Annotated in this window: 26 protein-coding genes and 1 pseudogene; 13 read left to right on the top strand and 14 right to left on the bottom strand. The window is 68.4% G+C overall.

Annotated elements, in window-relative coordinates:
* Positions 1–42: 42 nt before the first annotated feature.
* Positions 43–720 (bottom strand): MtrAB system response regulator MtrA, encoded by a 678-nt coding sequence (gene mtrA / locus E0H92_RS23685; protein ID WP_130445425.1) that lies wholly within the window; start codon positions 718–720, stop codon positions 43–45.
* A gap of 256 nt (positions 721–976) precedes the next feature.
* Here mtrA and E0H92_RS23680 point away from each other — a divergent pair, with 256 nt between their 5' ends.
* The 5 genes from E0H92_RS23680 to E0H92_RS23660 are packed head-to-tail and all read left to right on the top strand — an operon-like array spanning position 977 to position 6,033.
* A complete protein-coding gene (locus tag E0H92_RS23680) occupies positions 977–1,996 on the top strand; it encodes a hypothetical protein (RefSeq protein WP_238173561.1) in 1,020 nt (339 codons plus the stop codon).
* The gene (locus tag E0H92_RS23675) at positions 1,993–2,634 is read left to right on the top strand and encodes a DUF4129 domain-containing protein (RefSeq protein ID WP_238152503.1); all 642 of its coding nucleotides are present in this window, start codon (positions 1,993–1,995) and stop codon (positions 2,632–2,634) included. Before E0H92_RS23680 ends, E0H92_RS23675 begins: the two co-directional genes overlap by 4 nt.
* Positions 2,631–3,773, top strand: coding sequence for a DUF4350 domain-containing protein (locus E0H92_RS23670; RefSeq protein ID WP_131460120.1), 1,143 nt, complete (start codon positions 2,631–2,633; stop codon positions 3,771–3,773). Before E0H92_RS23675 ends, E0H92_RS23670 begins: the two co-directional genes overlap by 4 nt.
* Entirely contained in the window at positions 3,770–4,741 is a 972-nt protein-coding gene (locus E0H92_RS23665; protein WP_131287453.1) for an AAA family ATPase, read from the top strand. The genes E0H92_RS23670 and E0H92_RS23665 overlap by 4 nt, the downstream gene beginning before the upstream one ends.
* 44 nt (positions 4,742–4,785) lie before the next feature.
* Complete coding sequence (locus tag E0H92_RS23660) at positions 4,786–6,033, top strand: DUF58 domain-containing protein (RefSeq protein WP_238152504.1); 1,248 nt, start codon at positions 4,786–4,788, stop codon at positions 6,031–6,033.
* On the opposite strand, the gene E0H92_RS23655 is transcribed toward E0H92_RS23660, so the two are convergent.
* From E0H92_RS23655 to E0H92_RS23645, 3 genes are read right to left on the bottom strand one after another with little or no spacing between them, the layout of a single operon-like run.
* Positions 6,011–6,721, bottom strand: a complete 711-nt coding sequence (locus E0H92_RS23655) for a phosphotransferase (protein WP_202873784.1) — start codon at positions 6,719–6,721, stop codon at positions 6,011–6,013. The two genes, E0H92_RS23660 and E0H92_RS23655, sit on opposite strands and share 23 nt — an antisense overlap.
* Positions 6,718–7,521 carry a VOC family protein gene (locus E0H92_RS23650; RefSeq protein WP_131497753.1) on the bottom strand — a complete coding sequence of 268 codons (804 nt, stop codon included), beginning with the start codon at positions 7,519–7,521 and terminating at the stop codon, positions 6,718–6,720. Before E0H92_RS23650 ends, E0H92_RS23655 begins: the two co-directional genes overlap by 4 nt.
* On the bottom strand, positions 7,514–7,855 hold the full coding sequence (locus E0H92_RS23645; protein WP_131497752.1) for an ArsR/SmtB family transcription factor: 342 nt from the start codon (positions 7,853–7,855) through the stop codon (positions 7,514–7,516). Before E0H92_RS23645 ends, E0H92_RS23650 begins: the two co-directional genes overlap by 8 nt.
* A gap of 72 nt (positions 7,856–7,927) precedes the next feature.
* Here E0H92_RS23645 and E0H92_RS23640 point away from each other — a divergent pair, with 72 nt between their 5' ends.
* A complete protein-coding gene (locus E0H92_RS23640; protein ID WP_131460124.1) occupies positions 7,928–8,179 on the top strand; it encodes an amphi-Trp domain-containing protein in 252 nt (83 codons plus the stop codon).
* Positions 8,180–8,185: 6 nt separating this feature from the next.
* Here the strand turns inward: E0H92_RS23640 and E0H92_RS23635 are convergent, their stop codons facing one another.
* From E0H92_RS23635 to E0H92_RS23615, 5 genes are read right to left on the bottom strand one after another with little or no spacing between them, the layout of a single operon-like run.
* Positions 8,186–9,121: an ABC transporter ATP-binding protein gene (locus E0H92_RS23635; RefSeq protein ID WP_131497751.1), complete on the bottom strand. Its 936-nt coding sequence runs from the start codon at positions 9,119–9,121 to the stop codon at positions 8,186–8,188.
* Between the two features lie 3 nt (positions 9,122–9,124).
* Positions 9,125–10,069 carry an ABC transporter ATP-binding protein gene (locus E0H92_RS23630; protein ID WP_238173560.1) on the bottom strand — a complete coding sequence of 315 codons (945 nt, stop codon included), beginning with the start codon at positions 10,067–10,069 and terminating at the stop codon, positions 9,125–9,127.
* Positions 10,062–10,949, bottom strand: a complete 888-nt coding sequence (locus tag E0H92_RS23625; RefSeq protein WP_131497749.1) for an ABC transporter permease — start codon at positions 10,947–10,949, stop codon at positions 10,062–10,064. The genes E0H92_RS23630 and E0H92_RS23625 overlap by 8 nt, the downstream gene beginning before the upstream one ends.
* A complete protein-coding gene (locus E0H92_RS23620; protein ID WP_131460128.1) occupies positions 10,946–11,968 on the bottom strand; it encodes an ABC transporter permease in 1,023 nt (340 codons plus the stop codon). The genes E0H92_RS23625 and E0H92_RS23620 overlap by 4 nt, the downstream gene beginning before the upstream one ends.
* Positions 11,965–13,761, bottom strand: a complete 1,797-nt coding sequence (locus E0H92_RS23615; RefSeq protein ID WP_131497748.1) for an ABC transporter substrate-binding protein — start codon at positions 13,759–13,761, stop codon at positions 11,965–11,967. The genes E0H92_RS23620 and E0H92_RS23615 overlap by 4 nt, the downstream gene beginning before the upstream one ends.
* 176 nt (positions 13,762–13,937) lie before the next feature.
* Here E0H92_RS23615 and E0H92_RS23610 point away from each other — a divergent pair, with 176 nt between their 5' ends.
* The 4 genes from E0H92_RS23610 to E0H92_RS23595 all read left to right on the top strand — a co-directional run bounded on the left by E0H92_RS23610 (position 13,938) and on the right by E0H92_RS23595 (position 18,649).
* On the top strand, positions 13,938–14,786 hold the full coding sequence (locus E0H92_RS23610; protein WP_238173559.1) for a phosphotransferase family protein: 849 nt from the start codon (positions 13,938–13,940) through the stop codon (positions 14,784–14,786).
* 784 nt (positions 14,787–15,570) lie between these two features.
* The gene (locus E0H92_RS23605; RefSeq protein ID WP_131497747.1) at positions 15,571–16,167 is read left to right on the top strand and encodes a TetR/AcrR family transcriptional regulator; all 597 of its coding nucleotides are present in this window, start codon (positions 15,571–15,573) and stop codon (positions 16,165–16,167) included.
* Between the two features lie 2 nt (positions 16,168–16,169).
* The gene (locus tag E0H92_RS23600) at positions 16,170–17,066 is read left to right on the top strand and encodes an ABC transporter ATP-binding protein (protein ID WP_131287481.1); all 897 of its coding nucleotides are present in this window, start codon (positions 16,170–16,172) and stop codon (positions 17,064–17,066) included.
* Complete coding sequence (locus E0H92_RS23595) at positions 17,063–18,649, top strand: ABC transporter permease (protein WP_131497746.1); 1,587 nt, start codon at positions 17,063–17,065, stop codon at positions 18,647–18,649. The genes E0H92_RS23600 and E0H92_RS23595 overlap by 4 nt, the downstream gene beginning before the upstream one ends.
* A gap of 10 nt (positions 18,650–18,659) precedes the next feature.
* On the opposite strand, the gene E0H92_RS45665 is transcribed toward E0H92_RS23595, so the two are convergent.
* The 3 genes and pseudogenes from E0H92_RS45665 to E0H92_RS23585 all read right to left on the bottom strand — a co-directional run bounded on the left by E0H92_RS45665 (position 18,660) and on the right by E0H92_RS23585 (position 20,457).
* Positions 18,660–19,145: a DUF1206 domain-containing protein gene (locus E0H92_RS45665; protein WP_338068878.1), complete on the bottom strand. Its 486-nt coding sequence runs from the start codon at positions 19,143–19,145 to the stop codon at positions 18,660–18,662.
* A gap of 45 nt (positions 19,146–19,190) precedes the next feature.
* Positions 19,191–19,514, bottom strand: a pseudogene (locus E0H92_RS45660) (DUF1206 domain-containing protein); the annotation flags it as partial.
* Entirely contained in the window at positions 19,456–20,457 is a 1,002-nt protein-coding gene (locus E0H92_RS23585; protein ID WP_238173558.1) for a stage II sporulation protein M, read from the bottom strand. The pseudogene E0H92_RS45660 and the gene E0H92_RS23585, both read right to left, overlap by 59 nt.
* Before the next feature lie 63 nt (positions 20,458–20,520).
* Between E0H92_RS23585 and E0H92_RS45540 the strand changes: the two genes are divergently transcribed.
* Positions 20,521–21,453, top strand: a complete 933-nt coding sequence (locus E0H92_RS45540) for an RDD family protein (protein ID WP_275670100.1) — start codon at positions 20,521–20,523, stop codon at positions 21,451–21,453.
* A gap of 24 nt (positions 21,454–21,477) precedes the next feature.
* Positions 21,478–22,224 (top strand): class I SAM-dependent methyltransferase, encoded by a 747-nt coding sequence (locus E0H92_RS23575; RefSeq protein WP_131497744.1) that lies wholly within the window; start codon positions 21,478–21,480, stop codon positions 22,222–22,224.
* A gap of 50 nt (positions 22,225–22,274) precedes the next feature.
* On the opposite strand, the gene ahcY is transcribed toward E0H92_RS23575, so the two are convergent.
* On the bottom strand, positions 22,275–23,711 hold the full coding sequence (ahcY, locus tag E0H92_RS23570; protein WP_131460137.1) for an adenosylhomocysteinase: 1,437 nt from the start codon (positions 23,709–23,711) through the stop codon (positions 22,275–22,277).
* 110 nt (positions 23,712–23,821) lie between these two features.
* Here ahcY and E0H92_RS23565 point away from each other — a divergent pair, with 110 nt between their 5' ends.
* A complete protein-coding gene (locus E0H92_RS23565) occupies positions 23,822–24,181 on the top strand; it encodes a MerR family transcriptional regulator (RefSeq protein WP_131460138.1) in 360 nt (119 codons plus the stop codon).
* A 1-nt stretch (position 24,182) separates the two neighbouring features.
* On the opposite strand, the gene E0H92_RS23560 is transcribed toward E0H92_RS23565, so the two are convergent.
* On the bottom strand, positions 24,183–25,142 hold the full coding sequence (locus tag E0H92_RS23560) for a cation diffusion facilitator family transporter (RefSeq protein WP_131497743.1): 960 nt from the start codon (positions 25,140–25,142) through the stop codon (positions 24,183–24,185).
* Positions 25,143–25,147: the final 5 nt, after the last annotated feature.

Genomic DNA, 25,147 nt, shown 5'->3' with positions numbered 1-25,147 from the left:
CGTCGGCGGCAGCCTGCGACTCTTGGCCGCGTCCGTACTCGATCAGTCCGCACCCGCCTTGTATCCGACACCGCGGACCGTGACCACGATCTCCGGGTGCTCAGGGTCCTTCTCGATCTTGGAGCGCAGCCGCTGGACGTGCACGTTCACCAGCCGGGTGTCGGCGGCGTGCCGGTAGCCCCAGACCTGCTCCAGCAGCACCTCGCGGGTGAACACCTGCCAGGGCTTCGACGCCAGGCAGACCAGCAGGTCGAACTCCAGCGGCGTCAGCTGGATCGTCTCGCCGGCCCGCTTCACCGAGTGGCCGGCGACGTCGATGGTGAGGTCGCCGATGGTCAGCGACTCCGGGCCGGGCTCGTCCATCCGGCGCAGCCGGGCCCGGATCCGGGCCACCAGCTCCTTCGGCTTGAACGGCTTGACCACGTAGTCGTCGGCGCCGGACTCCAGCCCGAGCACCACGTCGACGGTGTCGCTCTTGGCGGTCAGCATCACGATCGGCACGCCGGACTCCGCCCGGATCGCCCGGCAGACGTCGATCCCGTCCATACCGGGCAGCATCAGGTCGAGCAGCAGCAGATCGGGCTTGAACTCCCGGAACGCCGGTACCGCCTTGTCACCGGTTGCGACCAGATAAGTGTCGTAGCCCTCGTTGCGCAGCACGATGCTGAGCATCTCCGACAACGCTGTGTCGTCGTCGACGATGAGGATGCGGCCCCGCATCGTCCGGTTACCGTCTGCCACGCCCTTAGCTCCTTGCCGTCCGCTGCCGACCGATTCGACTGCTCGGGGTGCGCCCGGCGGGTGCCAGGCCGTACGCACTACGGATAGTGTCCCATTCCCCCGGTACTGCACACGCCGGATCGCCGTATGACCCCGAGTTGGGCTGTGATCATGGTGCACGGCGGGGGTTCACCACAACTCACGTGCCGGCTGGTACGACGGTTCACCCAAGACAGTCACCGGGAGGAGGTACGCAGTGGCCGACCAGAGTATGCGCCTGCACGACGACGTGGCGACCGAGCCGCTGCGGCCGTGGCTCCCGGCGGATCTGCTCGACAACGCCGCCCGGACCATCTCCGACAACAAGACGATCATGCTGGGGCTGCCGGTGCTGGCCGGGATCGCCCTGGTCGCGGTGCAGGCCGTTCTGACCGAGGTCGCCGTACCGGGTGGGCTCGGCGGGTTCTTCGGGACGGAGGATCCGTTCGGGCAGGCCGGTGCGGCGCTTTTGCTCACGTACGGCGTACAGGTGGTGCTGTTCTCGGTGGTGTCGAGCATGCTGGCCGGCATCATCGCGCTGGCGGCGGTGCGGAGCCAGCTGGCGCATCGGGCCGGTCCACGCGAGCTGATGCGGCTGGTGCGACCTGCGCTGCCCGCACTTGCTGCTGTCGGTCTGGTGCAGTCCCTGTCGTTCATGCTGCTGATCGGCGGCTGGGGACTCGCGGTGCTCGGTATCGGCGCCGGAGCGGACGCGGCGGTCTCTTCCGCGGCGGCTGGAGCCGCAGCGCTGGCGATGATGTTCGTCGGCGGCATCCTGGTGCTGATCTTCGGTATCCGGCTGGTGCTCGCGGGCACCGTGGTGCTGATGGAAGGCCGGCACGCACCGGATATCGGTCTGTACATCCCGGTCCGGGTGGGTGTCTGGGGTGCGCTGCGGCGGTCCTGGCAGCTCGTGAAGGGCAAGTTCTGGCGGGTGTTCGGGATCCTGCTGTTCGGCGGGTTGGTGGTGAACATCATCGGCTACGCGCTGCAGTTCGGTGTGACCGCGCTGATCGTCACCGTCGGCGCGTGGGCCGATCTGAGTGACAGCACCGGTGCCGTGGTGGTGACGATCGTGCTGGGCGTGGCGGCGGGGATCGCGACGCTGATGACGCTGATCGCGAGCCTGGCGTTCATGTCCGCCGTGCAGGCCCTGATCTACCTCGACCTCCGGGTCCGCCGGGAAGGTCTCGACCTGTGGATGCGGCCGGCCCTGCGGTTCGAGGAGACCGTGTGACCTTCTTCGTGACCTTCTTCCCGCTGGAGCCGCCGGTCGACATCGACCGGGACCAGGCCGCCCAGGAGGCGGCCAAGGAGCTGTCCAAGTCCGCGTACCGGGACTCCGGCTCGCTGATCGAGCGGGCCCTCGGCAAGGTGGTGGACTGGATCGGAGACCTGCTGGACAGCCTCACCGGCTCGTCACCCAACGGCCACGCCGGCCTGACCATGCTGATCGGTCTGCTGGTCCTTGTGGTGGTCGTGGTGCTCTGGCGGTCCGGCGTACTGCGAACCAGCCGGAGGGTGAAGGCCCAGGCCGTCTTCGACACCACCCGTCCGCAGAGCGCCGCGGAGTACCGCGCGCTGGCGGAGCGGGAGGCTGCGGCCGGAGACCTCGCGTTGGCGATCCGCAGCCGCTTCCGGGCGTGTGTAGCGGAGCTGACCGAGCGGACCGTGCTGGACGAGCGGGCCGGACGTACGGCGTACGAGGTCGTTGCTGATGCGTCGCGAGCGGCACCTGTACTTCGGGATCCACTGCAGCCGGCCGCACTGGTGTTCACGGAGGTTGTCTACGGCAACCGCCCTGGAACGCCGGAGCGGTACGCCGTTGTCGTGGCTGCTGATGACGCGGCGCGGACTGCACGGGTGGCTGCATGAGTACGCCGGTCGGGCGGAGCGTTGGCGAGAGCTGGCGTGCGTTGCGGACACCGCTCCTCGTCACTGGCCTCATTGTGCTGGCTGCGATCGTTGTCCTGATCGCAACGACCGCACGGACGTCAGGACAGTTCAGCCCGGACTCCACCGAGTCCACGGGAGCACGGGCGCTGGCAGCGTTGCTGGAGGACCACAACGTCGACGTGCACGGCACAGAGTCGCTGAACGACGCCGTACAAGCAGGAGGCGGCAGCACGCTCCTCATCGGCCCAGGTGGCTCACTGGACGACGGGGACTGGCGGCGGATCGCAGAGGCGCAGTGGAGCCACGTCATCCTGATGCGGCCCGGCAGTCGCGCTCTGGACGCTCTGGCGCCCGGTGTACGGCCGACTGGCAACTCGCTGGCCGTCCGCAGCCGTCAGCCTGGCTGTGAGCTTCCCGCCGCGGTGAAGGCCGGCACGGTCACCGTCAACGGACCGACGTACTCCGCTCCTGAGGGCGCGACCACCTGTTACGGCGACGGCATCAACAACACCGTCATCCGGCTGCAGGTCGGCGACCGGCTCGTCGACGTGATCGGTACGCCGTCGTCGTTCATCAACGACCGGCTCGCGGAGGACGGCAACGCGGCGTTGGCGCTCAACCTGCTCGGCACGCACCAGGACCTGACCTGGTACCTGCCGCAGTGGGAGTCGGACTACCCCGACTCAGACGGCGAGAGCAGCGCACAGCTGATCCCGCCTGATGTCCGCTACATCGCCTGGGCGCTGGCGTTCGCCGTACTGGTCGTAGCGATCTGGCGCGGGCGGCGGCTCGGCCCTGTGGTGGCAGAGCGGCTGCCGGTGATCGTGCACGCGGCTGAGACGACCGAGGGCAGGGCCAGGCTCTACCGACGCTCACGGGCCCGCGACCGCGCCGCGTCGGCCTTGCGCGAGTCCGCACTCGGCCAGCTGCACGAGGCGCACGGCATCCCGCGGCGGGCCGATCCGTCGGCCGTGGTCGCGACTGTCGCCGCACGCACCGGCCGGGACCCAGCCATGCTGTACGAGCTGCTCTACGGCCTGCCGCCGCTCACTGACGCCGCTCTGATGTCCTTGTCCCAGGAACTCGACGTACTGACGCAGGAGGTACGACACCCGTGACGACTACCGAGGTCACCGCGGACCAGGCCCGGCAGGCGCTGGTCGCGCTCCGGACCGAGATCGGCAAGGCGGTGGTCGGCCAGGACACTGCTGTGACCGCACTGGTACTCGCCCTGCTCTGCCGTGGCCACGTACTGCTGGAGGGCGTCCCGGGTACGGCGAAGACGCTCATGGTGCGGGCGCTGTCGACGGCGATGCGGCTGGACACCAAGCGCGTGCAGTTCACCCCCGACCTGATGCCGGGTGACGTGACCGGGTCGCTGGTGTACGACGCGAAGACGAGCGAGTTCGAGTTCCGGCCGGGCCCTGTGTTCACGAACATCCTGCTGGCGGACGAGATCAACCGGACGCCGCCGAAGACGCAGGCAGCGTTGCTGGAGGCAATGGAGGAGCGGCAGGTCACTGTGGACGGTGAGCCGCGCAAGCTCCCGGTTCCGTTCGTCGTCGCCGCCACCCAGAACCCGGTGGAGTACGAGGGCACCTACCCGCTGCCCGAGGCGCAGCTGGACCGGTTCCTGCTGAAGGTGACGCTGGACATCCCGCCCCGCGACGCTGAGATCGCCGTACTCGCTCGGCACGCCCAGGGCTTCGACCCACGCGACTTGGAGGCGGCTGGGTTGCGCCCGGTGGCCGGCCCGGAGGACCTGCTGGCCGGACAGAACGCCGTACGCCGGGTTGCGGTCCGGGAGGACGTACTGGCGTACGTCGTCGACCTGTGCCGCGCCACGCGCCAGTCGCCGTCGCTGCAGCTGGGTGTCTCGCCGCGTGGTGCCACGGCGTTGCTGGCGGTCTCCCGCGCGTGGGCGTGGCTGTCCGGCCGCGACTACGTGATCCCGGACGACGTGAAGGCGATGGCGCGTCCTTGCCTTCGGCATCGAGTGCAGGTGCGGCCGGAGGCTGAGCTGGAGGGTGTCAGTGCGGACGCGGTGCTGGAGAGCGTGCTCGCGACGGTGCCGGTGCCACGCTGATGGTCCTGACTGGCCGAGCCGGCCTCCTGGCTTCAGCTGGAGTGGTGTTCGTCGCTCTGGTGATGCCGTCGTGGGCCGGCGTCGGTGCGGTCGTTGCTGCGGTCCTGGTGGTGTGTCTGGTGGACATACTGCTGGCTGGATCGCCGCGGCGGCTGCAGTTCAGTCGGGAAGGCGACAACGCCGTACGGCTCGGTGAGCAGGCTGCGGTGAACCTCCTGATCACCAACCCGGGACGGCGAGTGCGCGGGTTGCTGCGGGACGCGTGGCCGCCGTCCGCCGGCGTCCTGGATCTGCCGCACAAGCTGGACCTGCCGTCGGGCGAGCGGCGGCGGCTGACAACACATCTGCTCCCGACGCGCAGGGGCGACCGGCACGCGTACCGGGTGACTGTGCGGTCCATCGGCCCACTGGGGTTCGCCGGACGTCAGGGATCGCATCAGGTCGCCTGGACGCTGCGGGCGCTGCCGCCGTTCAAGAGCCGGAAGCACCTACCGTCGCGGCTGGCCCGGCTGCGGGAGCTGGACGGCCGTACGGCGCTGCTGGTGCGCGGGCAGGGGACGGAGTTCGACTCGCTACGGGACTACGTGCCCGGTGACGACGTACGGAGTATCGACTGGCGCGCGACGGCGCGGCGCGGGAACGTCGTACTGCGGACCTGGCGACCGGAACGGGACCGGCAGGTCGTGATCGTGATCGACTCCGGACGGCTGTCCGCGGGCCGGGTCGGGGATGCGCCGCGGCTGGACCACGCGATGGACGCCGCGTTGCTGCTGGCCGCGCTGGCCACCCGCGCCGGGGACCGCGTCTCCTTGCTGGCGTGCGATTCCGCGGTGCGGGCCGACGTACGGCGTCCTGCGCCGGAAGACGTGCTGCCGTCGTTCGTGAACGCTCTCGCGAACGTCGAGGCAGAGCTCGTGCAGACCGACTTCCGCATCGTCGTGTCACAGGTGCTGGAGCGGTTGGGGCAACGCTCCCTCGTCGTTCTGCTGACGGGCCTCGACCCGGCGGTGATCGAGGAGTCCCTGCTACCCGTCATCGGCCCGCTGCTGCGCCGTCATGTCGTCCTGCTGGCGTCCGTCGCCGACCCACGCCTCACGGAGCTCGAGGCGGCCCGCGGCGATCTACTGGACGTGTACGGCGCTGCCTCGGCCGCTCGCACCCGCCTCGACCGGGACCGCCTCACCGCCACTCTCACGCGGGCCGGTGTCACTGTCGTCGACGAACCCCCGGACCACATCGCCCCCGCGCTCGCGGACACATACCTCGCCCTCAAGAAGGCCGGCCGCCTCTGAACACCGCTCTGTTAGCGAGCGTGAAGTCGTGTTCGCGGTAGGACCAGGCGATGCGCTCGGCACGGACGTCGTCCGCCACGTCGATGCTCGCCTCGGTCCAGAACTGGACGTTACGGAGCTGACGTTCGAGCGTGGCGTCGACGAGTGCGGTGCGGTCCGTCGCAGGTAGTCCGTACGCGTCCGCCAGGACACCGACCTGCGCCGCCTGGCGGTCGGCGTCGCCGTACTTGGACGCGATGCACCAGGTCCAGGCGGCGTACCCGAGGTCCTCAAGGGGATCGCCGGGCTCAGCCAGGTCGAAGTCGATCAGCGCGACGGGCAGGTCGTCCGTGAAGACGAAGTTGGTGGGAGCAGGGTCGTGGTGACAGACAACCTGCCGGCCGGCGGCCAAGGGGCTGTCTCGGGTGGCGTCGTGGAAGGCCCGGATCAGTGCACCTGCGGCGGCGACCTGGCGGTCGGACCAGCGTTGGTATCTCGACGGCACCCAGCCCTCGACGTACGTGAGGATGTCGCGGCCGCTGTCGTCCTGGCCCAGGTACTTCGGAGCGGCCGTGAACCCCTTGTCGGCAAGGAGTTCCAGGAGGTCCGCGGTGAACGCCGAGAACTCCGACGCGGGCCGGCGTACCGTGTCGGCGACCCGAACCACCCCGGCCGTCATACGGCCCCCGGTGAGCGGCTGCTCGGTCACGCCATCGTCGGGCGGGCCTGAGCGAACGTCCACTGGTGGCCCTCCAGGTCCTCGGCTTCGTAGCAACGGTACCCGTGCTGGTGGATGTCCGAGAGGATCTTCGCGCCATTCTCCTGACTGTGCGCGAAGTGGGCGTCGAGATCGTCGACGTACACCCAGACACCGTGGTCCAGTTGCGCGGTACGCTTCTCCGTGAGCCTGAAGAGCAGGATCGCGCGGGCGCCGACCTGCAGCTCGATCCAGGACGGGTCTGTGCCCTCGGCCGGGATCTTGTCCCACGAGTCCAGGCCGAAGACCGTGTGCAGCCAGCGGGCCGCGGCGGCAGGATCCTCGTAGTACAAGGCGATCGCGAGCCGGTCCAGCTCACGCGGTGTCCGTGACGCGTGATCGCGCCGTTCGGCCCAGGCCGGGAGCCAGTGGATCACGTTCGGCCAGAAGTAGAAGGCCTTCTTGCCACCGGGGACGAGCGACTGTACGACGGTCACGCGAGTGCCGCCGTCGTACGCCTCGAAGCCGATGCGGGTCTCGGTGTCGTCGACCGAACTGCGATAGGCGAACAGCGCGCCCGGGGTCCAGTCGGTGATCTTGCCGAGCTCGAGGACATCGTCGGGCGGCGAGTACACCTCGAGGATGCGGCCTCCGACGCCGGGCTCGATCTGCATCGCGGTGGCGCGGGCGGCGTCGAAGAAGTTGATCGGGCCGCGCACCCACCACAGATCGATCTCCTCGGTGAAGATCTCGAACGCAGTTGCCGGATCGACGGCGACCTCGACCGATGCGGTCGCGGACGGTTCAGTCATCGGACTTCCCTTTCTGCTCGACATGGCGTTTGAAGGAGCCCAGTTGCTCGCGCCAGTGCGCCTGGACCTGGTCGAGCCAGGCCTGGACGGCGACGACGGGCTCGGGGTTGAGGCGGAAGACGCGGACCCGGGCGTCGTCCGGGACACGCTCGTCGGCGACCAGGCCGGCCTCGAGCAGGATCCGCAGGTGCCGGCTCATCGCGGGCGACGACGCCCCGGTCGCGGCGGCCAGCTGCCCGGCGCGCCGCGGGCCTTCACCCAGCAGCTGTACGACGTGCCGCCGGGTGGGATCCGCCAGTACTTCGAAGAACCGATCCACCTGATCTTCCGCCATACCGCAATAGTTCTACTTCTTGTTAACTATTGTCAACCGCTCGAAGAACCCGCGGGCTGGTTGGATGGCGGCATGAGTGAGAGAGATGTCGAGAAGGACTACTCGGTCGCCGACTTCGCGGCCAAGCTGCGGCGGCTCGCGGACGCGCTGGAGTCGGGCAAGCCGTTCCGGATCCAGGTCGCGGGTGAGCGGTTCACGGTGCCGAAGAACGCGCGGATCAGCGTCGAGCACGAACGCGGCGAGGACGAGGAAGAGGTCGAGTTCCAGCTGAAGTGGGCGCTCGCCGACGCCGACCAGGAGCCCGAGGACGACGACGAGGTCTGAGCCGGTTCAGGTCGTCGCGAGGTAGCACGCGACCTGGGACTCCGTGCCTGCGGGCAGGATCTGTAAGGGTCGCGTGCTGCACTCCGGTTTTCCGTTGCCGGCGGCTACCAGTTGGCAGCGGGGGTGGAAACGGCAGCCGGCCGGGATGCGGGTCGGGTCCGGCGGTTCGCCAGTCAGGACGATGCGTTCTGGGGACTCGGGAAGAACGCTCAGAAGCGCTTGTGTGTAAGGGTGTTGCGGGTTCTTCAGGACCTCCTCGGTGGGGCCGGACTCGACGATCCTGCCGAGGTACATGACGGCGACCCGGTCGGCGATGTTCCAGGCCAGGCCGAGGTCGTGGGTGACGACGAGCGCGGACAGCCCGAGGTCGTCGCGCAGCCGGAGCAGAAGCGAGAGGATCTCGCCGCGGACCGAGGCGTCCAGGGACGCGACGGGTTCGTCGGCGATCAGCACCTTGGGGTCGAGCGCGAGCGCTCCGGCGATCACGACGCGTTGACGCTGGCCACCACTCAACTCGTGCGGAAAACGCTGGAAGAACCGTTCCGGCGGCCGCAGACCGGCCCGCGCGAGGGCGTCGGCCACCACGGCCTCTTCGTCGGGCAGGCCGTGGATCCGCGGGCCTTCGGCCACCGCCTCGTACACGGTGTGGCGGGGATTCAGCGATCCCATCGGGTCCTGCAGGACCAGTTGCACCTGACGGCGGAAAGCCCGCAGCGCGCGGCCGGAGTAGCTCAGCGGCGTACCGTCGTACGCGACCGTGCCGGACGTCGGGCGCTCCAGCCCGAGCAACGTGCGCGCGAGCGTGGTCTTGCCGCAGCCTGACTCGCCGACGAGGGCGAGGATCTCACCCGCGCCGACGGACAGGTTCACGCCGTCGACGGCCCGCGCCCGGCGGCCGCCGCGCCCGGGGAACTCGACCCGAAGATCAGTTGCCTCTAGCAAGAGTCACTCCCCTACCAGCACACAGGCGGCGGTCCGGTCGGCGCCGGACGCCCGCAGTTGTACGTCGGAGGTCGCACAGGACTCGAGTGCGACCGGGCAGCGCGGGTGGAAGGCGCAACCACCCGGCAGCTGTTGTGGGTCCGGCGGGTCTCCGGCCAGGCCGCGCGGGGCGAGGCGGGACGCGGGGTCGCCGACGGTCGGGAACGCCGCCGCCAGCGCCTGGCTGTACGGGTGCCGGAACTCCCCGGACGAAGGGCCGACCTCGACCAGCCGCCCGGCGTACATCACGGCCAGCCGGTCGCACACGTCCGCGAGCACCGACAGGTCGTGCGAGATCATCAGCAGCGAGATGCCGTGATCCGCGATCAGCTGGCGGATCAGCGTCAGCACCTGCGCCTGGACCATCAGGTCGAGCGCGGTGGTCGGCTCGTCGGCGATGATCAGCTGGGGGCCGCACGCCAGGGCCATGGCGATCATCACTCGTTGCCGTTGGCCACCACTCAGCTCGTGCGGATAGCTCCGGGCGCGCCAGGCCGGTAGACCGACCTGTGCCAGCAGCTCCCGTACCCTGGCCGCCGCGTCCGCGCCGGACGCCTGCCGGTGGACGAGCAGCGGCTCCGCGATCTGGTCGCCGATCCGCTGCACCGGGTTCAGTCCGTGTTGCGCGCCCTGGAACACGATCGACGCCGACGACCACCGAACGGCCCGCAGCCGGCCCCACTTCATCGCCAGCACGTCCTCGCCGTCCAGCAGCACGCGCCCGCTGACGGCAGCCGAGCGCGGTAGCAGCCGGAGCAGCGCGAGCGCGACCGAAGACTTCCCCGACCCCGACTCTCCCGCCAGCCCGAGAGCCTCGCCGGCGGTCAGTTCCAGCGAGACTCCCCGTACAGCGGGCACGTCGGCCGACTCGAGCCGGTACGTGACGGACAACTCGTCGAGCTCAAGCATGGGCACGCGTCCGCAGCCGGGGATTGAGCACTGTCTCCAAAGCCCTTCCGCACAAGGTGAAAGCCATCACCACGGTCACGATGCACAGACCCGGCACGAGGATGTACCACCACGCGCCGGAGGTCGCCGCACCCCAGTCGTAGGACCCGCGCAGCATCGTTCCCCACGAGGTCTTGTTCGCGCTCACTCCGAGGAACGCCAGCGTCGACTCGGTGACGATCGCACTCGCCACCTCCAGCGTCGTACTGGCCAGCAGCAACGGTGCGACGTTGGGCAGCACGTGCCGCGTCGCGATGTGCCAGTGGCCGGCGCCGAGCGCCAAGGAGCGCTCGATGTACGGGCGTGCCTCCACGGCCAACGTTTGCGCACGGATCAGCCGCGCCGTCGACGGCCAGGACGTCACGCCGATCGCGACGATGATCGTCGCGGTGGAGCCACCGAGGATCGCCGCCAGTACGAGTGCGGTGACCAGCGACGGGAGCACCAGGAACCAGTCGGTCACCCGCAGGATCACCGCACCGATCCAGCGCCGGAAATGCCCGGCCGCGATACCGAGCACGGTTCCGATCACCATGCTGAGCAGTGCCGCGAGGAAACCGATCAGCAGCGAGGTCCGGGAACCCCACCAGATCATCAGCAGCACCGACCGCCCCGACTCGTCCGTCCCCAACGGGTCGTCGAGACTCGGCGGCGCCATCTTCTCTCCGGTGCCGCTGACCACGTTCGTCACGCCGGCGTCGATGAAGAGTGGCGCCAGCAGCGCCAGCACCACGGCGACGGCCAGAATCACCAGGCCGGCGACACCGGCACGGTGCGTGCGGAAATCCGCCCAGAACCGTCCGATCGCGCGCCGCCGACGTACCCAGGCCACAGTGCTCATGCTGACCTCACTCGCGGATCCAGCAGGTGGTAGACGACATCGGCCAACGTGTTCATCAGGATCACCGACACCGTGATCAGCAGGAACGTTCCTTGCATCAACGTGAAGTCCGGCACCCGGATCGCCTCGTAGAACAGCTGCCCGAGCCCCGGCCAGCTGAAGATCGCCTCGACCGTCACGGCGCCCCCGACCACGAACCCGATCCGCATGAACACCAACGTCACGGTCGGCAGCAACGCGTTGGGTACTGCGTGTTTCCGTCGAATGTCGTCGTCGCGCAGGCCCTTCGCCCGCGCCGTCGTGATGTAGTCCTGGCCGACCTCGTCGATCACCGACGACCGCATCACCAGCAGGTACTGCGCGTAGACGACCGCCACCAGCGTCAGGCACGGCAGCACCATGTGCTGCCCGACGTCCAGGACGCCGGCGAATCCGTCCGGCTTGTCGACGCTCGAACTTCCGCGGGTCGGGAACATCCCCGGAATCGGGCCGATTCCGGCCGCGAACACCATCAGCAGCAACAGCCCGAGCCAGAACGTCGGCACCGACCACAGCACCAGCGAGATAGCGGTCGACACTTTGTCGAACCTGCTGCCGGGCTTCCATCCGGCGCGCGCTCCCTGCCAGAGACCGAGGCTCACCGCGAGCACCAGCGCCGTACCGGTGAGCAGCAGCGTCGACCCGATCCGCTCCCCGATCAGGTCGAGGACCGGCCGCTTGTACTCGTACGACACCCCGAGGTCGAACCGCAGCGTCTGACCCACGAAATGCAGGAACTGCTCAGGAATCGACTTGTCCAGCCCGAGCCGCGCACGCTCCAGATCCAGCTGTTCCGGCGTCATGTTCCGGCCCTGCGCGAGCGCCCGGACCGGATCGCCCGGCAGCATCCGGAACAGGAAGAACGTCGCGACGATCACCATCGCGATGCTGAGCAACGCCCCGCCCGCCTTGGTCGCCGCGTACCGCAGCAGACCATGGCGGACCGGCGTCTGCTCGAGCTCTTCGACGGTTGTCGTCATTCGCGCTCGTCGGCCGCACCGCCGCGGCGCCGCAGGACGAAGAAACCGGCCAGTGCGAGAACGACGACACCGCCCGCGACACCCGCGATCACGCCGGCGTTCGAGCCACCGCCGTCAGCCGACGCGCCGTCCTTCGACACCGCCTCGAGCGTGTAGAACGGCCAGTACCCGGAACCGCCGTACAGCAGGCCCTTGTCCTCCGGGATCGGGGTGATGCTCGCGATCCGGTCCTTGCGGTAGCCCTCGAGGTCGTTCGGGTAGTAGAGCGCGATCACCGGAGCGTCGGTGTAGAGCCTTTCCTCCATTTTCTTGATCGTTTCCGCGCGCTTTCCGCGGTCGAGCTCCTTCTGCTGCTCCAGGTACAGGCTCTCGTACGTCGGGTCGCAGTAGAACGACTCGGTGCCGCCGCCCTTGCCGTCGGCGCCCGGACGCCGGCTGCACAGGTGCGTGGCCAGCACCTCCTCCGGGTCCGGGTTCACCGACCAGCCGCTGATCGCGATGTCGAACAGCGCCGTCGTACCGGTCTCCTCGCTGAACTTGCTGGAGTCCAGGCGCTTGGTGGTCAGCGTGATCCCAAGCTCCTTGTACCAGCCGGTCAGGTACTCGGCGAGCTTGTCCTCGATCGGGGTGTCGGTGTGAATGCTGAACCGGAACTGCAGTTTCCGCGACCCGTCCGGCATCGTCCGGATGCCGTCCGCGCCCTTCTTGTAGCCCGCGTCGTCGAGGATCTTGTTCGCCTTCGCGAGGTCGAACGTGACCTTCTCAGCGCCGCTCGCCTCCCAGAAGAAGTCCTTGTACAGCGGCGGAACGATCGACCCGTCGGCCGGTTTCGCCAGCCCGCCCTGGACCTCGTCGACCAGTTTCTGCTTGTCGATCGCGTAGTGCAGCGCCGTCCGCACCTTCGGGTCCTTCAGCGCCGGATGCCCGTCGCCGATCGGCTTGTCGTCGCTGGTCGTCGCACCGTGGTTGATCTGCAGGTACGTCGCGCGCCGGCCCTGCGTGTTCCACTGGACGATGTTGCCGTCGTTCTTCAGCGACTCGAAGTCCGACGGGTTCAGACGGCCGATCAGATCGATGTCACCCTTGCGCAGGCCGACGATCGAGGCGGCGGGGTTGTCGTAGAAGATGATCTGCAGCTCGTCGATCTTCGGGCGGCCGCGCCAGTAGTCCGGGTTCGCCTCCAGCCGGACGAACTGGTCCTTCTTGTGCTCCACCGCGACGTAGGGTCCGCTGCCGACGGTCGGGTACACCTCGGCCTCGTACTTCGAGATGTCCGTGACCTTCTCCCAGACGTGCTTGGGCATGATCGGCACCGGGTTGTCCAGCATCGACGCCTGCGGGGCCTTGAGCTTGATCGTCAGCTCCTGGCCGTTCGCGGTGACGGACTGGAAGTTCTCCACCGCCGGGCCGTTGCCGGTCTTCGCGCCGTCGTCGGTCATCATCTTGTTGAACGTCCAGGCCGCGTCGGCGGCGGTGATCGGCTGCCCGTCCGACCACTTCGCCTGGCGGATCTTGAACGTCCAGGTCAACCCGTCCGGCGACGTCGTCCAGGACTCCGCCAGATCCGGGCTCGGCTGCAACGTCTTCGAGTCCGGCACCGTCAGGAACCCGTAGATCATCCGCTGGATCGACCCCGTCACCAACCGCACCGCGAGGAACGGATTCATCGAGTCGACCGACTGCGTCACCCCGATCTTGATGACCTTCTTCGACGCCGGTTCGGCCGCCATCGCCGTACCAGGAATCGCCGCCAGCACGCACAACGCCGCCAGCACCGCCAACAACTTCCTCATCCGGTCCGCCCCACCTTCAGCTGGTGTTGGTGTTTGGGGAAGAACCCACACCAGCAACCACCACCGTGTCAACAAGATACGAAACTTTGTCACCCCGAAGTAACCTTCTTACCGGGCTTTGCCGAAATGCGAGGGACAGGACGAGCTCGCGAAGGTAGCCTCACGGAGTCATGGAGATGCCCGAGCTCACGCGTGCGATCGCGGCCGCGACGTCGATCACCGGATCGCTCGATCTGCCGGCCGAGGACGCGATCGTTCTCCACAACTCGAACAAGCTGGCGCTACGACTGACGCCGTACGACGTCTTTGCCCGCGTCGCTCCGGTGGGTGAAGAGGTTGCGGCGTTCGAGGTTGAGCTTGCTCAGCGGCTTGGTGAGGTTGGGGCGCCGGTGGCCGCGTTGGAGCCTCGGGTGGACCCGTTGGTGTACACGCGCGACGGCTTCGCGGTGACGCTGTGGACCTACTACGAGCCCGCGACACCGCAGGTCTCACCAGCCGACTACGCCAAGGCGCTCGAGCAGCTGCATGCGGGCATGCGCAAGGTCGATCTGGCGAGCCCGCACTTCTCGGACCGGATCTCCGAGGCGGAACAGATCGTTGCCGACCCGCGCCTGTCGCCGGAGCTCCCCGAGGCCGACCGCGTGTTCCTTGGCGACAGGCTGCGGAGCCTGCGCCAGGCGATCGACGAACGCGGCGCCGAGGAGCAGTTGCTGCACGGCGAGCCACATCCGGGGAACCTGCTGAGTACGACGTACGGCCCGCTGTTCATCGACTTCGAGACGTGCTGCCGTGGACCGGTCGAGTTCGATCTCGCGCATGTTCCCGTTGCCGTCTGCGAGCACTATCCGAACGTCGACCAGGAGCTGCTGGACGACTGCCGCCAGCTCGTACTCGCGATGGTCGCCGCGTGGCGCTGGGACGTCGGCGACCAGTTCCCGAACGGGAGGCGCTTCGGCGAGGAGTTCCTGCGCGTACTACGCGAAGGCCCCCTTGGCCGACCCTCGACGCGATGGTCAGCCGAGTAGATGGCGTGCAGTCGACCTGATCTGGTGGCACTGAACAGGCTGTTGCGGCTCTTCTGTCCGGTGTGTGGGCGGCGATCACCCCGATCCGGGATCCTGCAACAGCCAATGGTGGGCCGGCAGCTGATATCACCAGTCCCCAGTCACCATGGCCTATTCCCACTGACCAGCGCATGTTCCCGATTGCCACGACCGACCGGCTGACACGAGTCGTGGATTTCGGCGATGCCCCGCGACAGCGAAGTGGTGTCGCCGAAGCGGATGACCCGTCTTGTCGGGAAAGAAACCGTCGCGATCTGCAACTTTGTTTCCCCGCTGTCCAGGGTTCACTCCCGGACCGGGCAGCAGAGCACAACCACACCTGCCCCCACCCACCACTCTCCCCAAGGGGGCCGCAAGGCTCCCCCAAACCGGTTTGGGGACGATCACCTGCCGTTTTCGGGGTGCCGGGCTCCCCGAACCGGTTTGGGGAGCCCGAGCAGCCACGGGGATTGCGAGGGTACCGGCGGCTCGACAGGTAGAGCACCGGTGGGACGCCGTACGCGCGGGCGCGATCACACCCAGGTGCACTACCCAGCCAGTCGACACGTCCTGTCGAAAATGCGCACTCCGCCGCCGGGCCGCGCCAACCACTCACACATCAGTCACAAGAGCCGAAACAACAACTCCCCACCCACCACTTCTCACCCGCCCACCGCAGCCGCCGGCTCCAGCTCACCGCGCCCTGACAACTTGACTACACGATCGTGTAGTAGTTTGCTGTTGTGTGTAGGGAGAGGAGTTGGGGATGGAGCGGTCGGCGGATGATTTGACGGCGCGGGCCCGGATTCGGGATGCGGCGATTCGGTTGTTCGGGGAGCGGGGGATCGAGGGGGCGTCGATTCGGGACATCGCGGCCGAGGCGGGTGTGTCGTCGGGGTTGGTGCGGCATCACTTCGGGTCGAAGGAGTCGTTGCGGGCGGCGTGTGATCAGTACGCGAAGGACCGGATGCTGCAGATCGGCGCCGAGCTGACGCGGGATCACGACCTGACCGGGCTCGATCCGTTGGCGCTGCATCCGCTGGCGTTTCCGCTGCAGCTCTATCTCGTGCGTTCGATGATGGACGGTTCGGAGACCGCGACCGCGTTGTTTCTCGAGGGGGTCGACGCGGTCGAGGACTGGACGAAGAGCTTCGGCATCGACCCGAAGGACCGGCGCGGGTACGCCGCCGCGCTGGCCGCGATCAAGCTCAGCGTGTTCGTGTTCCGCGACCAGGTCTCGAAGGCGATCGGCGAGGACATCACCACGCTCGAGGGCTACAACCGGATCGGGCAGGCCTTGATGGAGGTCTTCACGATCCCGCTACTCACCCAGGAAGACACCACCCGGAAACAGGAGAAGTGATCATGCCGGCTGCGATCAGCACGGAAGGTCTGGTCAAGCGGTTCGGGCGTACGCACGCCCTGGACGGTCTCGACCTCACGGTGCGAACCGGTGAGGTGCACGGGTTCCTCGGCCCGAACGGCGCGGGGAAAACCACCACCATTCGCATCCTGCTCGGGATGACCCGTTCCGACGAAGGCAAAGCTGTCGTCCTGGACGGCGACCCGTGGACGGACGCGACCGAGCTGCACCGCCGGCTCGCGTACGTGCCGGGCGACGTGACGCTGTGGCCGAACCTGTCCGGCGGCGAGGCGATCGACCTGCTCGGCCGGATGCGCGGTGGCGTGGACAAGAAACGTAAGGCCGAGTTGCTGGAGCGGTTCGACCTCGACCCGCGGAAGAAGGCGCGCGCGTACTCGAAGGGCAACCGGCAGAAGGTCGCCCTGGTGGCGGCGTTCGCCTCAGATGTCGAGCTCCTGCTTCTCGACGAGCCGACGAGTGGCCTGGATCCGTTGATGGAGGAGGTCTTCCGCGAGGTCGTGCAGGAGATCAGCGACCGCGACGGCCGGACGGTGCTGCTGTCCAGCCATATCCTGTCCGAGGTCGAGGCGCTGTGCGATCGCGTCACGATCATCCGGGCCGGCCGCGCCGTCGAGAGCGGCACGCTGAACGAACTAAGGCATCTCACTCGTACGTCGATCCAGGCCGAACTGGTCGGCCCGATGGACGGTCTCGCGCAGCTGACCGGCGTCCACGACCTCAAGACGATCGACGGGCGGGTCCAGTTCGATGTCGACACCGACGAGATCAACCCGGTACTACGACGCCTGACCGAGATCGGCGTACGCAGTCTGGTCAGCCAGCCGCCGTCGCTGGAGGAACTGTTCCTGCGGCTGTACGAGCCCGAGGCCGTGCGATGAAGTCGCTCGCGGGCACCGGCGGCCTGATCCGGCTGATCCTGCGCCGCGATCGCGTCGTCCTGCCGCTGTGGATCGTGCTGCTCGTGGCGATCTCGGTGAGCTACGTGCAGGAGTACGGCGACCTGTTCCCGACGCCGGAGTCGCGGGTCAAGTACGCGAGCAACGCCGGCTTCATCACCTTGTACGGCGAACTGTCCGGGCCGAGCCTGGGTGAGTTCGTGACCTGGCGACTCGGGTTCGTACCGGTGATGGTCGGGCTGATCAGCCTGCTGACGATCATCCGGCACACCCGTGTCGAGGAGGAGACCGGACGCCGTGAGTTGCTCGGGGCAACTGTCGTCGGGCGGCACGCGCAGCTGGCCGCCGCGCTGATCACGGTACTCGGCGCGAACCTGGCGCTCGCCGTACTGCTTGCCCTCGGCATGCACAGCCAGGACCTGCCGCTCGCCGGATCGGTTGCCATCGGCATCGTCTACGCGGGCACCGGCTGGCTCTTCGCGGCGGTCGGCGCCGTCGCGGCCCAGTTGACCGCGAGCGCCGGGACAGCACGCGGCATCGCGATCGGCGTACTCGGTGGCGCCTATGTACTGCGGGCCGCCGGTGACACCAGTGCGCACACGGACGGCCCGCTCGCGTGGCTGTCGTACCTGTCCCCGATCGCCTGGGCACAACGGATCCACCCGTACGCCGACAACCGTTGGTGGTTGGCGGTCGTCCTCCTCGCAGCGACCGTTCTGCTGGTGGTCACAGCCGTGAGTCTCGCCGTACGGCGGGATGTCGGCGCCGGCCTGCTACCCGATCGGCTCGGCCCAGCGGACGGGACCCTGGGCTCGCCGCTCGCGCTGGCGTGGCGTCTGCACCGCGGTCTGCTCGCCGCGTGGACGGTCGGATTCGCCTTGCTGGGCTTGCTTTTCGGCGGTGTGGCGGAAGGCGTCGGAGACATGATGCGCGACGATCCGGGCATCCAGGAGATGTTCCAGCGGATGGGTGGCGCGGCCGGGTTGATCGATTCGTTCCTGGCCGGGGTGATGACGCTCGTCGGCCTGATCGCCTCGGCGTACGCCGTCCAGGCAACGCTCAGGATGCGCGTCGAGGAGAGCAGCGGGCGGGTCGAGCCGGTGCTGGCGACCGCGACGAGTCGGTGGCAGTGGGCCGCGAGCCATCTCGTGTTCAGCCTGCTGGGACCGGCCGTCGCACTGCTCGCGGCCGGGGTCGCCGAAGGGCTTGCGTACGGCGCGGCGATCGGCGATGTGGGCGGACAACTGCCGCGACTGGTCGGTGCCGCGCTCACCCAACTCCCGGCCGTCTGGGTCCTGGCCGCGATCACGATCGCGATCTTCGGGTTCTTCCCGCAGGCCTCGATGGCATCGTGGGCAGGGCCAACGGTGTGCATTCTGATCGGCCTGGTGAGCGCGGGTGTCAGCACGGCCGGCTGGATTCGCGACATCTCGCCGTTCACGCATCTGCCGTCGCTCCCCGGCGGATCGGTCCAAGCCGGTCCGTTGATCGTCCTGCTCGCGATCGCGGTCGTCGTCGGTTTCGCCGGTCTGGTCGGGCTGCGCCGGAGGGATCTGCCCGCCTAGAGCAAGCAGCTCAGCGGCGGGCGTTCCGCGACCAGATGAAGCAGTACCCGCCGAAGGCCGCGATCCCGGCCGCCAGCACCGTCAGCAGCACCGAACCGAACGGCTGCTCCTTGATCGTGTGCAGTGCGCTGTCGAGACCGCCGGCCTTCTGCGGGTCATAGTCGATCGCCGCCCAGCCGACCAGTACGCCGACCACGGCGAACGCGATCCCCTTCGCGACGTACCCGATCCGGCCCAGCAGGATCGTCAGGTCGGAGACGCCGCCGACCAGGTCCTCGAGGAACTTCTTCGTGATCCCCTTGTACACGTGGTAGCAGCCGAGCGCGACGATCGCGATACCGACGGCGACCAGCAGCACTCGCCCCGCGCCGTGTTCCATCAGTCGCGCGGACATCGTCCGTTGCTGCCCGCTGCCCGAGCTTCCGGAGCCGACCGCGATCTTCACCGCGCTGACGCCCAGCACCAGGTACACGATGGCGCGACCGATCGAGGACACCTTCTTCTCCACGTCGAGATGGCCCCACACGAGCTCCAGGACCCGCCAGACGACCAGGGCGAACAGACCGATCGCCACGACCCACAACAGCACGCCACCGAGCGGTCCACCGGCCAGCTCCCGCAGAGCGCCCTGCTGCGAAGCCTCCTGCGATGACTTGCCGAACGCGAGTTGCAGAGCGATCCATGCGACCAGCAGGTGTACGACGCCGTACGCGATCAGGCCTGTCGTGATCGCGAGTTCGTACGGTCTGCTGTGGCGGACTTCCTGGGCAGCTTTCATTCCTGTCCTGTGCCCAGGACCGAAACAGTCAGGCGGAGACAGGTGCTGTGGCCTCGCGGTCCGCTTCGTCGATGTCGCCGTACTCGCCCTGGCGGTAGGCGCGGCGGCCGAGGGTCCAGACGTAGGTGAAGAACGCCAACTCGGCGAGGATGCCGATCGTGACGCGGACCGCGACCGGCAGGAACGGTGTGACGAACGCTTCGATCAGCCCGGTGACGAGCAGGACCGCGGCGAGACCGATCGCCATCCCGACGGTGGCGCGACCGGTCTGGGCGACGGACTGCATGCGGGTCCGCGGCCCCGGTACGACCCAGGACCAGCCGAGCCGCAGACCGGCCGCGGTCGCGACGAACACCGCGGTCAGCTCGAGCAGACCGTGCGGAGTGATCAGGCCGAAGAACAGACCGCCCTTGTCGTGGCCGATCATCAGCCCGGCGCTGAGGCCGAGGTTGAGCGCGTTGTCCCAGAGGATGAAGACGGACGGGATCAGCAGGATGCCGAGCGCGAGTACGGCGGCACTGATCGTCGCGTTGTTGATCCAGACACGGAGCGCGAAGTCCTGGGCGGGGTTCTCCGAGTAGTACGACTCGAAGTCGTGCTCGACGAGCTGTTTGATCTGGCCCGGCGTAGCGATCGAGTCCATTACCTCCGGGTGCGCCAGAACCCGCCACGCGGCCCAGGCCGTGACCAGGTAGAAGAGCAGACCGATGGTGACCCACCAGCGTCTGGACGCGTAGAGCGCGGCCGGGAAGCTGACCAGGAAGTACTTCGAGATGTCCCGCCAGACGGGAGCCTGAGCACCTGTCACGGCACCCCGCGCGTCGGCGATCAGCCCGGACAGGCGACCGATCGAGACCGGGTCCGCTCCGGCCGCTCGCAGCGCGGCCAGGTGCGTGCCGACGCGCTGGTAGAGCACTACGAGCTCTTCGGCCTCCGCACCGGACAGGCGGCGCTGGCGGCGCGTCAGGTAGGCCAGGCGGTCCCACTGCGGCTGGTGCACCGAGACAAAGGCTTCTACGTCCACCGCCACACCTCCTCCACCCGACTGGTGGCAGACTAACCGGACTGAGTGTCTACCGAGGAGGGGGGCTAGGTGTCGCAGCTGGTCACCGGCGAAGCGGTAGTCCTCCAGGTGCGGATCGCCCGGATGCCGACGCGGGCCCTGGCGTGTGCGATCGACATGGCGCTGCAGGGCATCGTCCTGACCGTGCTGATCGCGTTGCTGGCCGGTTTCCTGTTCGGGAGCGAGTCCAGTGAGGCGCTGGCGGTCGCGCTGATCTTCATCGTCGTACTGCTCGTGGTGGTCGGCTATCGGGTCGTCATGGAGACGCTCACCCGGGGACGGACGCTGGGCAAGATGGTGCTCGGGCTGAAGGTGGTGCGCGACGACGGCAGCTCGATCCGGTTCCGGCACGCGCTGGTGCGGACGCTGATGTGGTTCTTCGTCGACTTCGCGCCGTGGTTCGCGGCCAGCCCCGGGATCGTGGCCAGCCTGATGAACAAGCAGGGCAAGCGGATCGGGGACATGGTCGCCGGCACGGTCGTCATTCGCGAGCGGCACCAGTCGATGGCGTCACCCCCGCTGTTCGTCCCCGGCCACCTGGTCCAGTGGGCACAGTCGCTCGAGCTGTCCCGGCTGTCCGACGAGCTGGCCAACGCGGCCCGCGACTACCTGTCCCGGTACGCCGAACTCCTCCCCGGCGCCCAGCACGCCATCGGCGAGGCACTGGCCGCCCGGGTAGCCGCTGTGATCGCCCCCGCACCGCCGACCCAGATCATCGCCCCCGCCTACCTGTCGGCCGTCCTCGCCGAACGCCGCCGCCGAGAACTCCACCGCCTCTCCACCCAACGCCCCACCCACACCGGCCCGTTCGCCCCGCCAAGCCCGTACGGCGTCCTCCCGCCGCCCCCACCCGCCCCGGGCCCGTTCGCCCCGCCACCCCCGCTGTCGAAACCCCGCCCCGCCACAGTCAACGCCCAAGGCTGGGCCGCCCCGGGCAGCAACGAATCCGCCCACTCGTTCTGACCTCGGCGAGTTATTGTTGCGACCATGTCGCAGATTGAGTGGGGCGAGTGGCTGGCTCGGTGGGATCGGCAGCAGGCCGGCTACCTGCCGGATCGGGATGAGCAGTTCGACCTGATGCTCACGATCGTGGAGAAGGTCGCGGGGACCCCGGAGCGGTTCGTGGATCTCGCGTGCGGACCGGGATCGATCTCGGCTCGCGCCGCCGTCCGGTTCCCCGGCGCACAGGTCGTCGGAGTGGACCTGGACCCGTTCCTGCTGGAGATCGCGCGGAACGCCGTACCGGGTGTACGTTTCGCGGAGGCCGACCTGCGGGCTCCCGGGTGGGACGCCGTACTGGGTGACGGTCCTGTGGACGCGGTGTGCTCGGCGACCGCGCTGCACTGGCTGGATCCGGCCGACCTGGAGGAGCTGGCGCGGACGTTGGCGCGGCGGATCCGGCCAGGTGGCGTCTTCCTCAACGCGGACACCATGCGCCTCGGCCCGGCCGAGGTCCCGCAACTGGACGCCGTCGCGGTCGAGCTCCGGAACCAGATCTGGGCCGACTCGCACGCGGCCGGCGTCGAGGACTGGACGTCGTGGTGGGACGCGGCCGCCGAAGAGCCGGCGTTCGCGGCACTCCTGAGCGAACGGGAGCGTCGCTTCGCCGACCGCGCCAAGTCCCGCGAGATCACGCTCACCGACACGCTCGACGCGTTCCGCAAGGCCGGGTTCGCCGAGGTCGCCGTACTCGGTCAGGTCGCCGACAAGCACCTCGTCACTGCAGTCCGCTGAACAGCGAAGCGCCCCACAGGATCACCTGTGGGGCGCTTGCTGTGGGGGGATCAGTAGCGGTAGGCCTCGGCCTTGTACGGGCCCTCGACCGGGACGCCCAGGTACGCGGACTGCTCCTTGGTCAGCTCGGTGAGCTTGACGCCGAGGGCGTCGAGGTGGAGGCGGGCGACCATCTCGTCGAGGTGCTTCGGCAGCACGTACACCTCGGTCGGGTAGTCGGCGGTCTTCACGAACAGCTCGATCTGCGCCAGCACCTGGTTGGTGAACGAGTTCGACATCACGAACGACGGGTGCCCGGTCGCGTTGCCCAGGTTCAGCAGGCGACCCTCGGACAGCACGATAATCGTGTGGCCGTCGGGGAACCGGAACTCGTCGACCTGCGGCTTGATGTTGACCCGCTCGACGCCGGCCGTCTTGTACAGCCCGGCCATGTCGATCTCGTTGTCGAAGTGGCCGATGTTGCCGACGATCGCCTGGTGCTTCATCGCCGCCATGTGGTCGGCGGTGATGACGTCCTTGTTGCCGGTGGTGGTGACGAAGATGTCGGCGATCCCGACCACGTCGTCCACCGTCGTCACCTGGTACCCGTCCATCGCCGCCTGCAGCGCGCAGATCGGGTCGATCTCGGTGACGATCACCCGGGCGCCCTGGCCGCGCAGCGACTCGGCGCAGCCCTTGCCGACATCGCCGTACCCGCAGACGACCGCGACCTTGCCGCCGATCAGTACGTCGGTGGCGCGGTTGATGCCGTCGATCAGCGAGTGCCGGCAGCCGTACTTGTTGTCGAACTTCGACTTGGTCACCGAGTCGTTGACGTTGATCGCCGGGAACAGCAGCGCGCCGGCCTTGTGCATCTCGTACAGCCGGTGCACGCCGGTGGTGGTCTCCTCGGTGACCCCCTTGATGCCCTGACCGATCGTGGTCCACAGCTGCGGGTCCTCCTGCAGCGTGCGGGTCAGCAGCTTCAGGACGACGCCGTACTCCTCGGAGTCAGCGGTCGACGGGTCCGGTACGGCGCCGGCCTTCTCGAACTCGGTGCCCTTGTGGACGAGCATCGTGGCGTCGCCGCCGTCGTCCAGGATCATGTTCGGGCCCTCGTCACCGGGCCACTTGAGCGCCTGCTCGGTGCACCACCAGTACTCCTCCAGGGTCTCGCCCTTCCAGGCGAAGACCGGCACACCGGCGGGGTTCTCGGCGGAACCCTCCGGGCCGACGACGACCGCCGCGGCGGCGTGGTCCTGGGTGGAGAAGATGTTGCACGAGACCCAGCGCACCTCGGCGCCGAGCGCGGTCAGCGTCTCGATCAGCACCGCGGTCTGGATCGTCATGTGCAGCGAGCCCATGATCCGCGCGCCGGCCAGCGGCTTGCTCTCGCCGTACTGCGCGCGCATCGCCATCAGACCGGGCATCTCGTGCTCGGCCAGCCGGATCTCCTTGCGCCCGAACTCGGCCAGGCCGAGATCCGCCACCTTGTAGTCGAAGGTCATGCCGCTCCCCTGAAGACAGTGATTGGTTCGTGCCTGAGCCTAGAGGGCCGAGCCACGCGGTTTGATCGCTCCAGGCGCATTTTTGACACCGAAATGTCAGGATTGATGCTATGCGCATCACCGAGGCCGCTCGCCAACTGGGTACCACTCCGCGCATGCTGCGCTACCGGGAGGCACTCGGCCTGCTGCCACGTTCCAGATCCGAGCACACCGCGCAGCGCCAGTACGACGACCGCGACCTGGCCGCCGTCCGGCTGGCCCTCGATCTCGAACGCCGGTACGACGTGACGCCGGCCGCCCTCGCCTTCGCCCTGCGAGCCCTCGCCGAACCGTCCGTAGCCGCCGACATCCGCAACCTCGGCTACCGCACCGGACGGTTGACAGCACCTCCAACCCAAGCCCAGATCGACCGCGACCGCGCCCTCCGCTGGCTGGGCAGGTCCGGCGTGCTCCCGCCCAAACCGCGTTAGGTCAGTGCGAGGGGGCCTCGGGGACGGCGGGGCGGGCGTCGGGGACGTGGTTTTCGTGGAAGATGTCGGGCTCCAGGTAGATGTGGACGCTCATGGGTTCGGCTTCGCGGATTGCTCGTTCGGCGGCGTCGATGACCTCGGCGACGACGGACGCGTCGGCGGTGGGCTCGACGCCGAGTTTCGCGGCGACCAGGACCTCTTCGGGGCCGAGGTGCAGGGTCTTGATGTGGATCAGGCGCTGCACACCGGGGGTGTTCTCGATCGCGTCGACGATCTTCTGCTGGGCCTCGCGGGTCGCGGACTCACCCAGCAGCAGCGACTTCATCTCGATCGCCAGGAAGATCGCGACACAGACCAGCAGCACGCCGATCGCCATCGACCCCAGGCCGTCGTACACACCGTTGCCGGTGGCAAGCGTCAGCACGACGCCGATCAGCGCCAGCACCAGACCGGTGAGCGCGGCGAAGTCCTCCAGCAGGATGACGGGCAGCTCCGGGGCCCGCGCGTTCCGGATGAACCGCGTCCAGGACACGTGCCCGCGAACCTTGTTCGCCTCGACGATCGCGGTCCGGAACGACAGGGTCTCCATCACGATCGCGACCACCAGCACCGCGACCGGAACCCACTTCCAGTGGTCGATGCCGTGCGGGTCGTGCACCTTGTGGTAGCCCTCGTACAGCGCGAACAGACCACCGACGCTGAACAGCACGATCGACACGATGAACGAGTAGACGTACCGCTCCCGGCCGAACCCGAACTGGTGCAGTTCGTCGGCCGCGCGCTTGGCCCGCTGACCGCCGACCAGCAGCAGCACCTGGTTGCCCGCGTCGGCGAGTGAGTGGATCGCCTCGGCCAGCATCGACGCCGACTGGGTCAGCGCCCAGGCGCCGAACTTGGTGATCGCGATCCCGGTGTTCGCCAGCAAAGCCGCGACAACGGCCTTGTTTCCGCCACCAGCCATGGTTG

It is taken from the genome of Kribbella speibonae, from assembly GCF_004331375.1.
Classification (GTDB): domain Bacteria; phylum Actinomycetota; class Actinomycetes; order Propionibacteriales; family Kribbellaceae; genus Kribbella; species Kribbella sindirgiensis.
The sequence above is the reverse complement of the archived record's forward strand: the minus strand, read 5'-3'. Positions and strand labels throughout refer to the sequence as shown.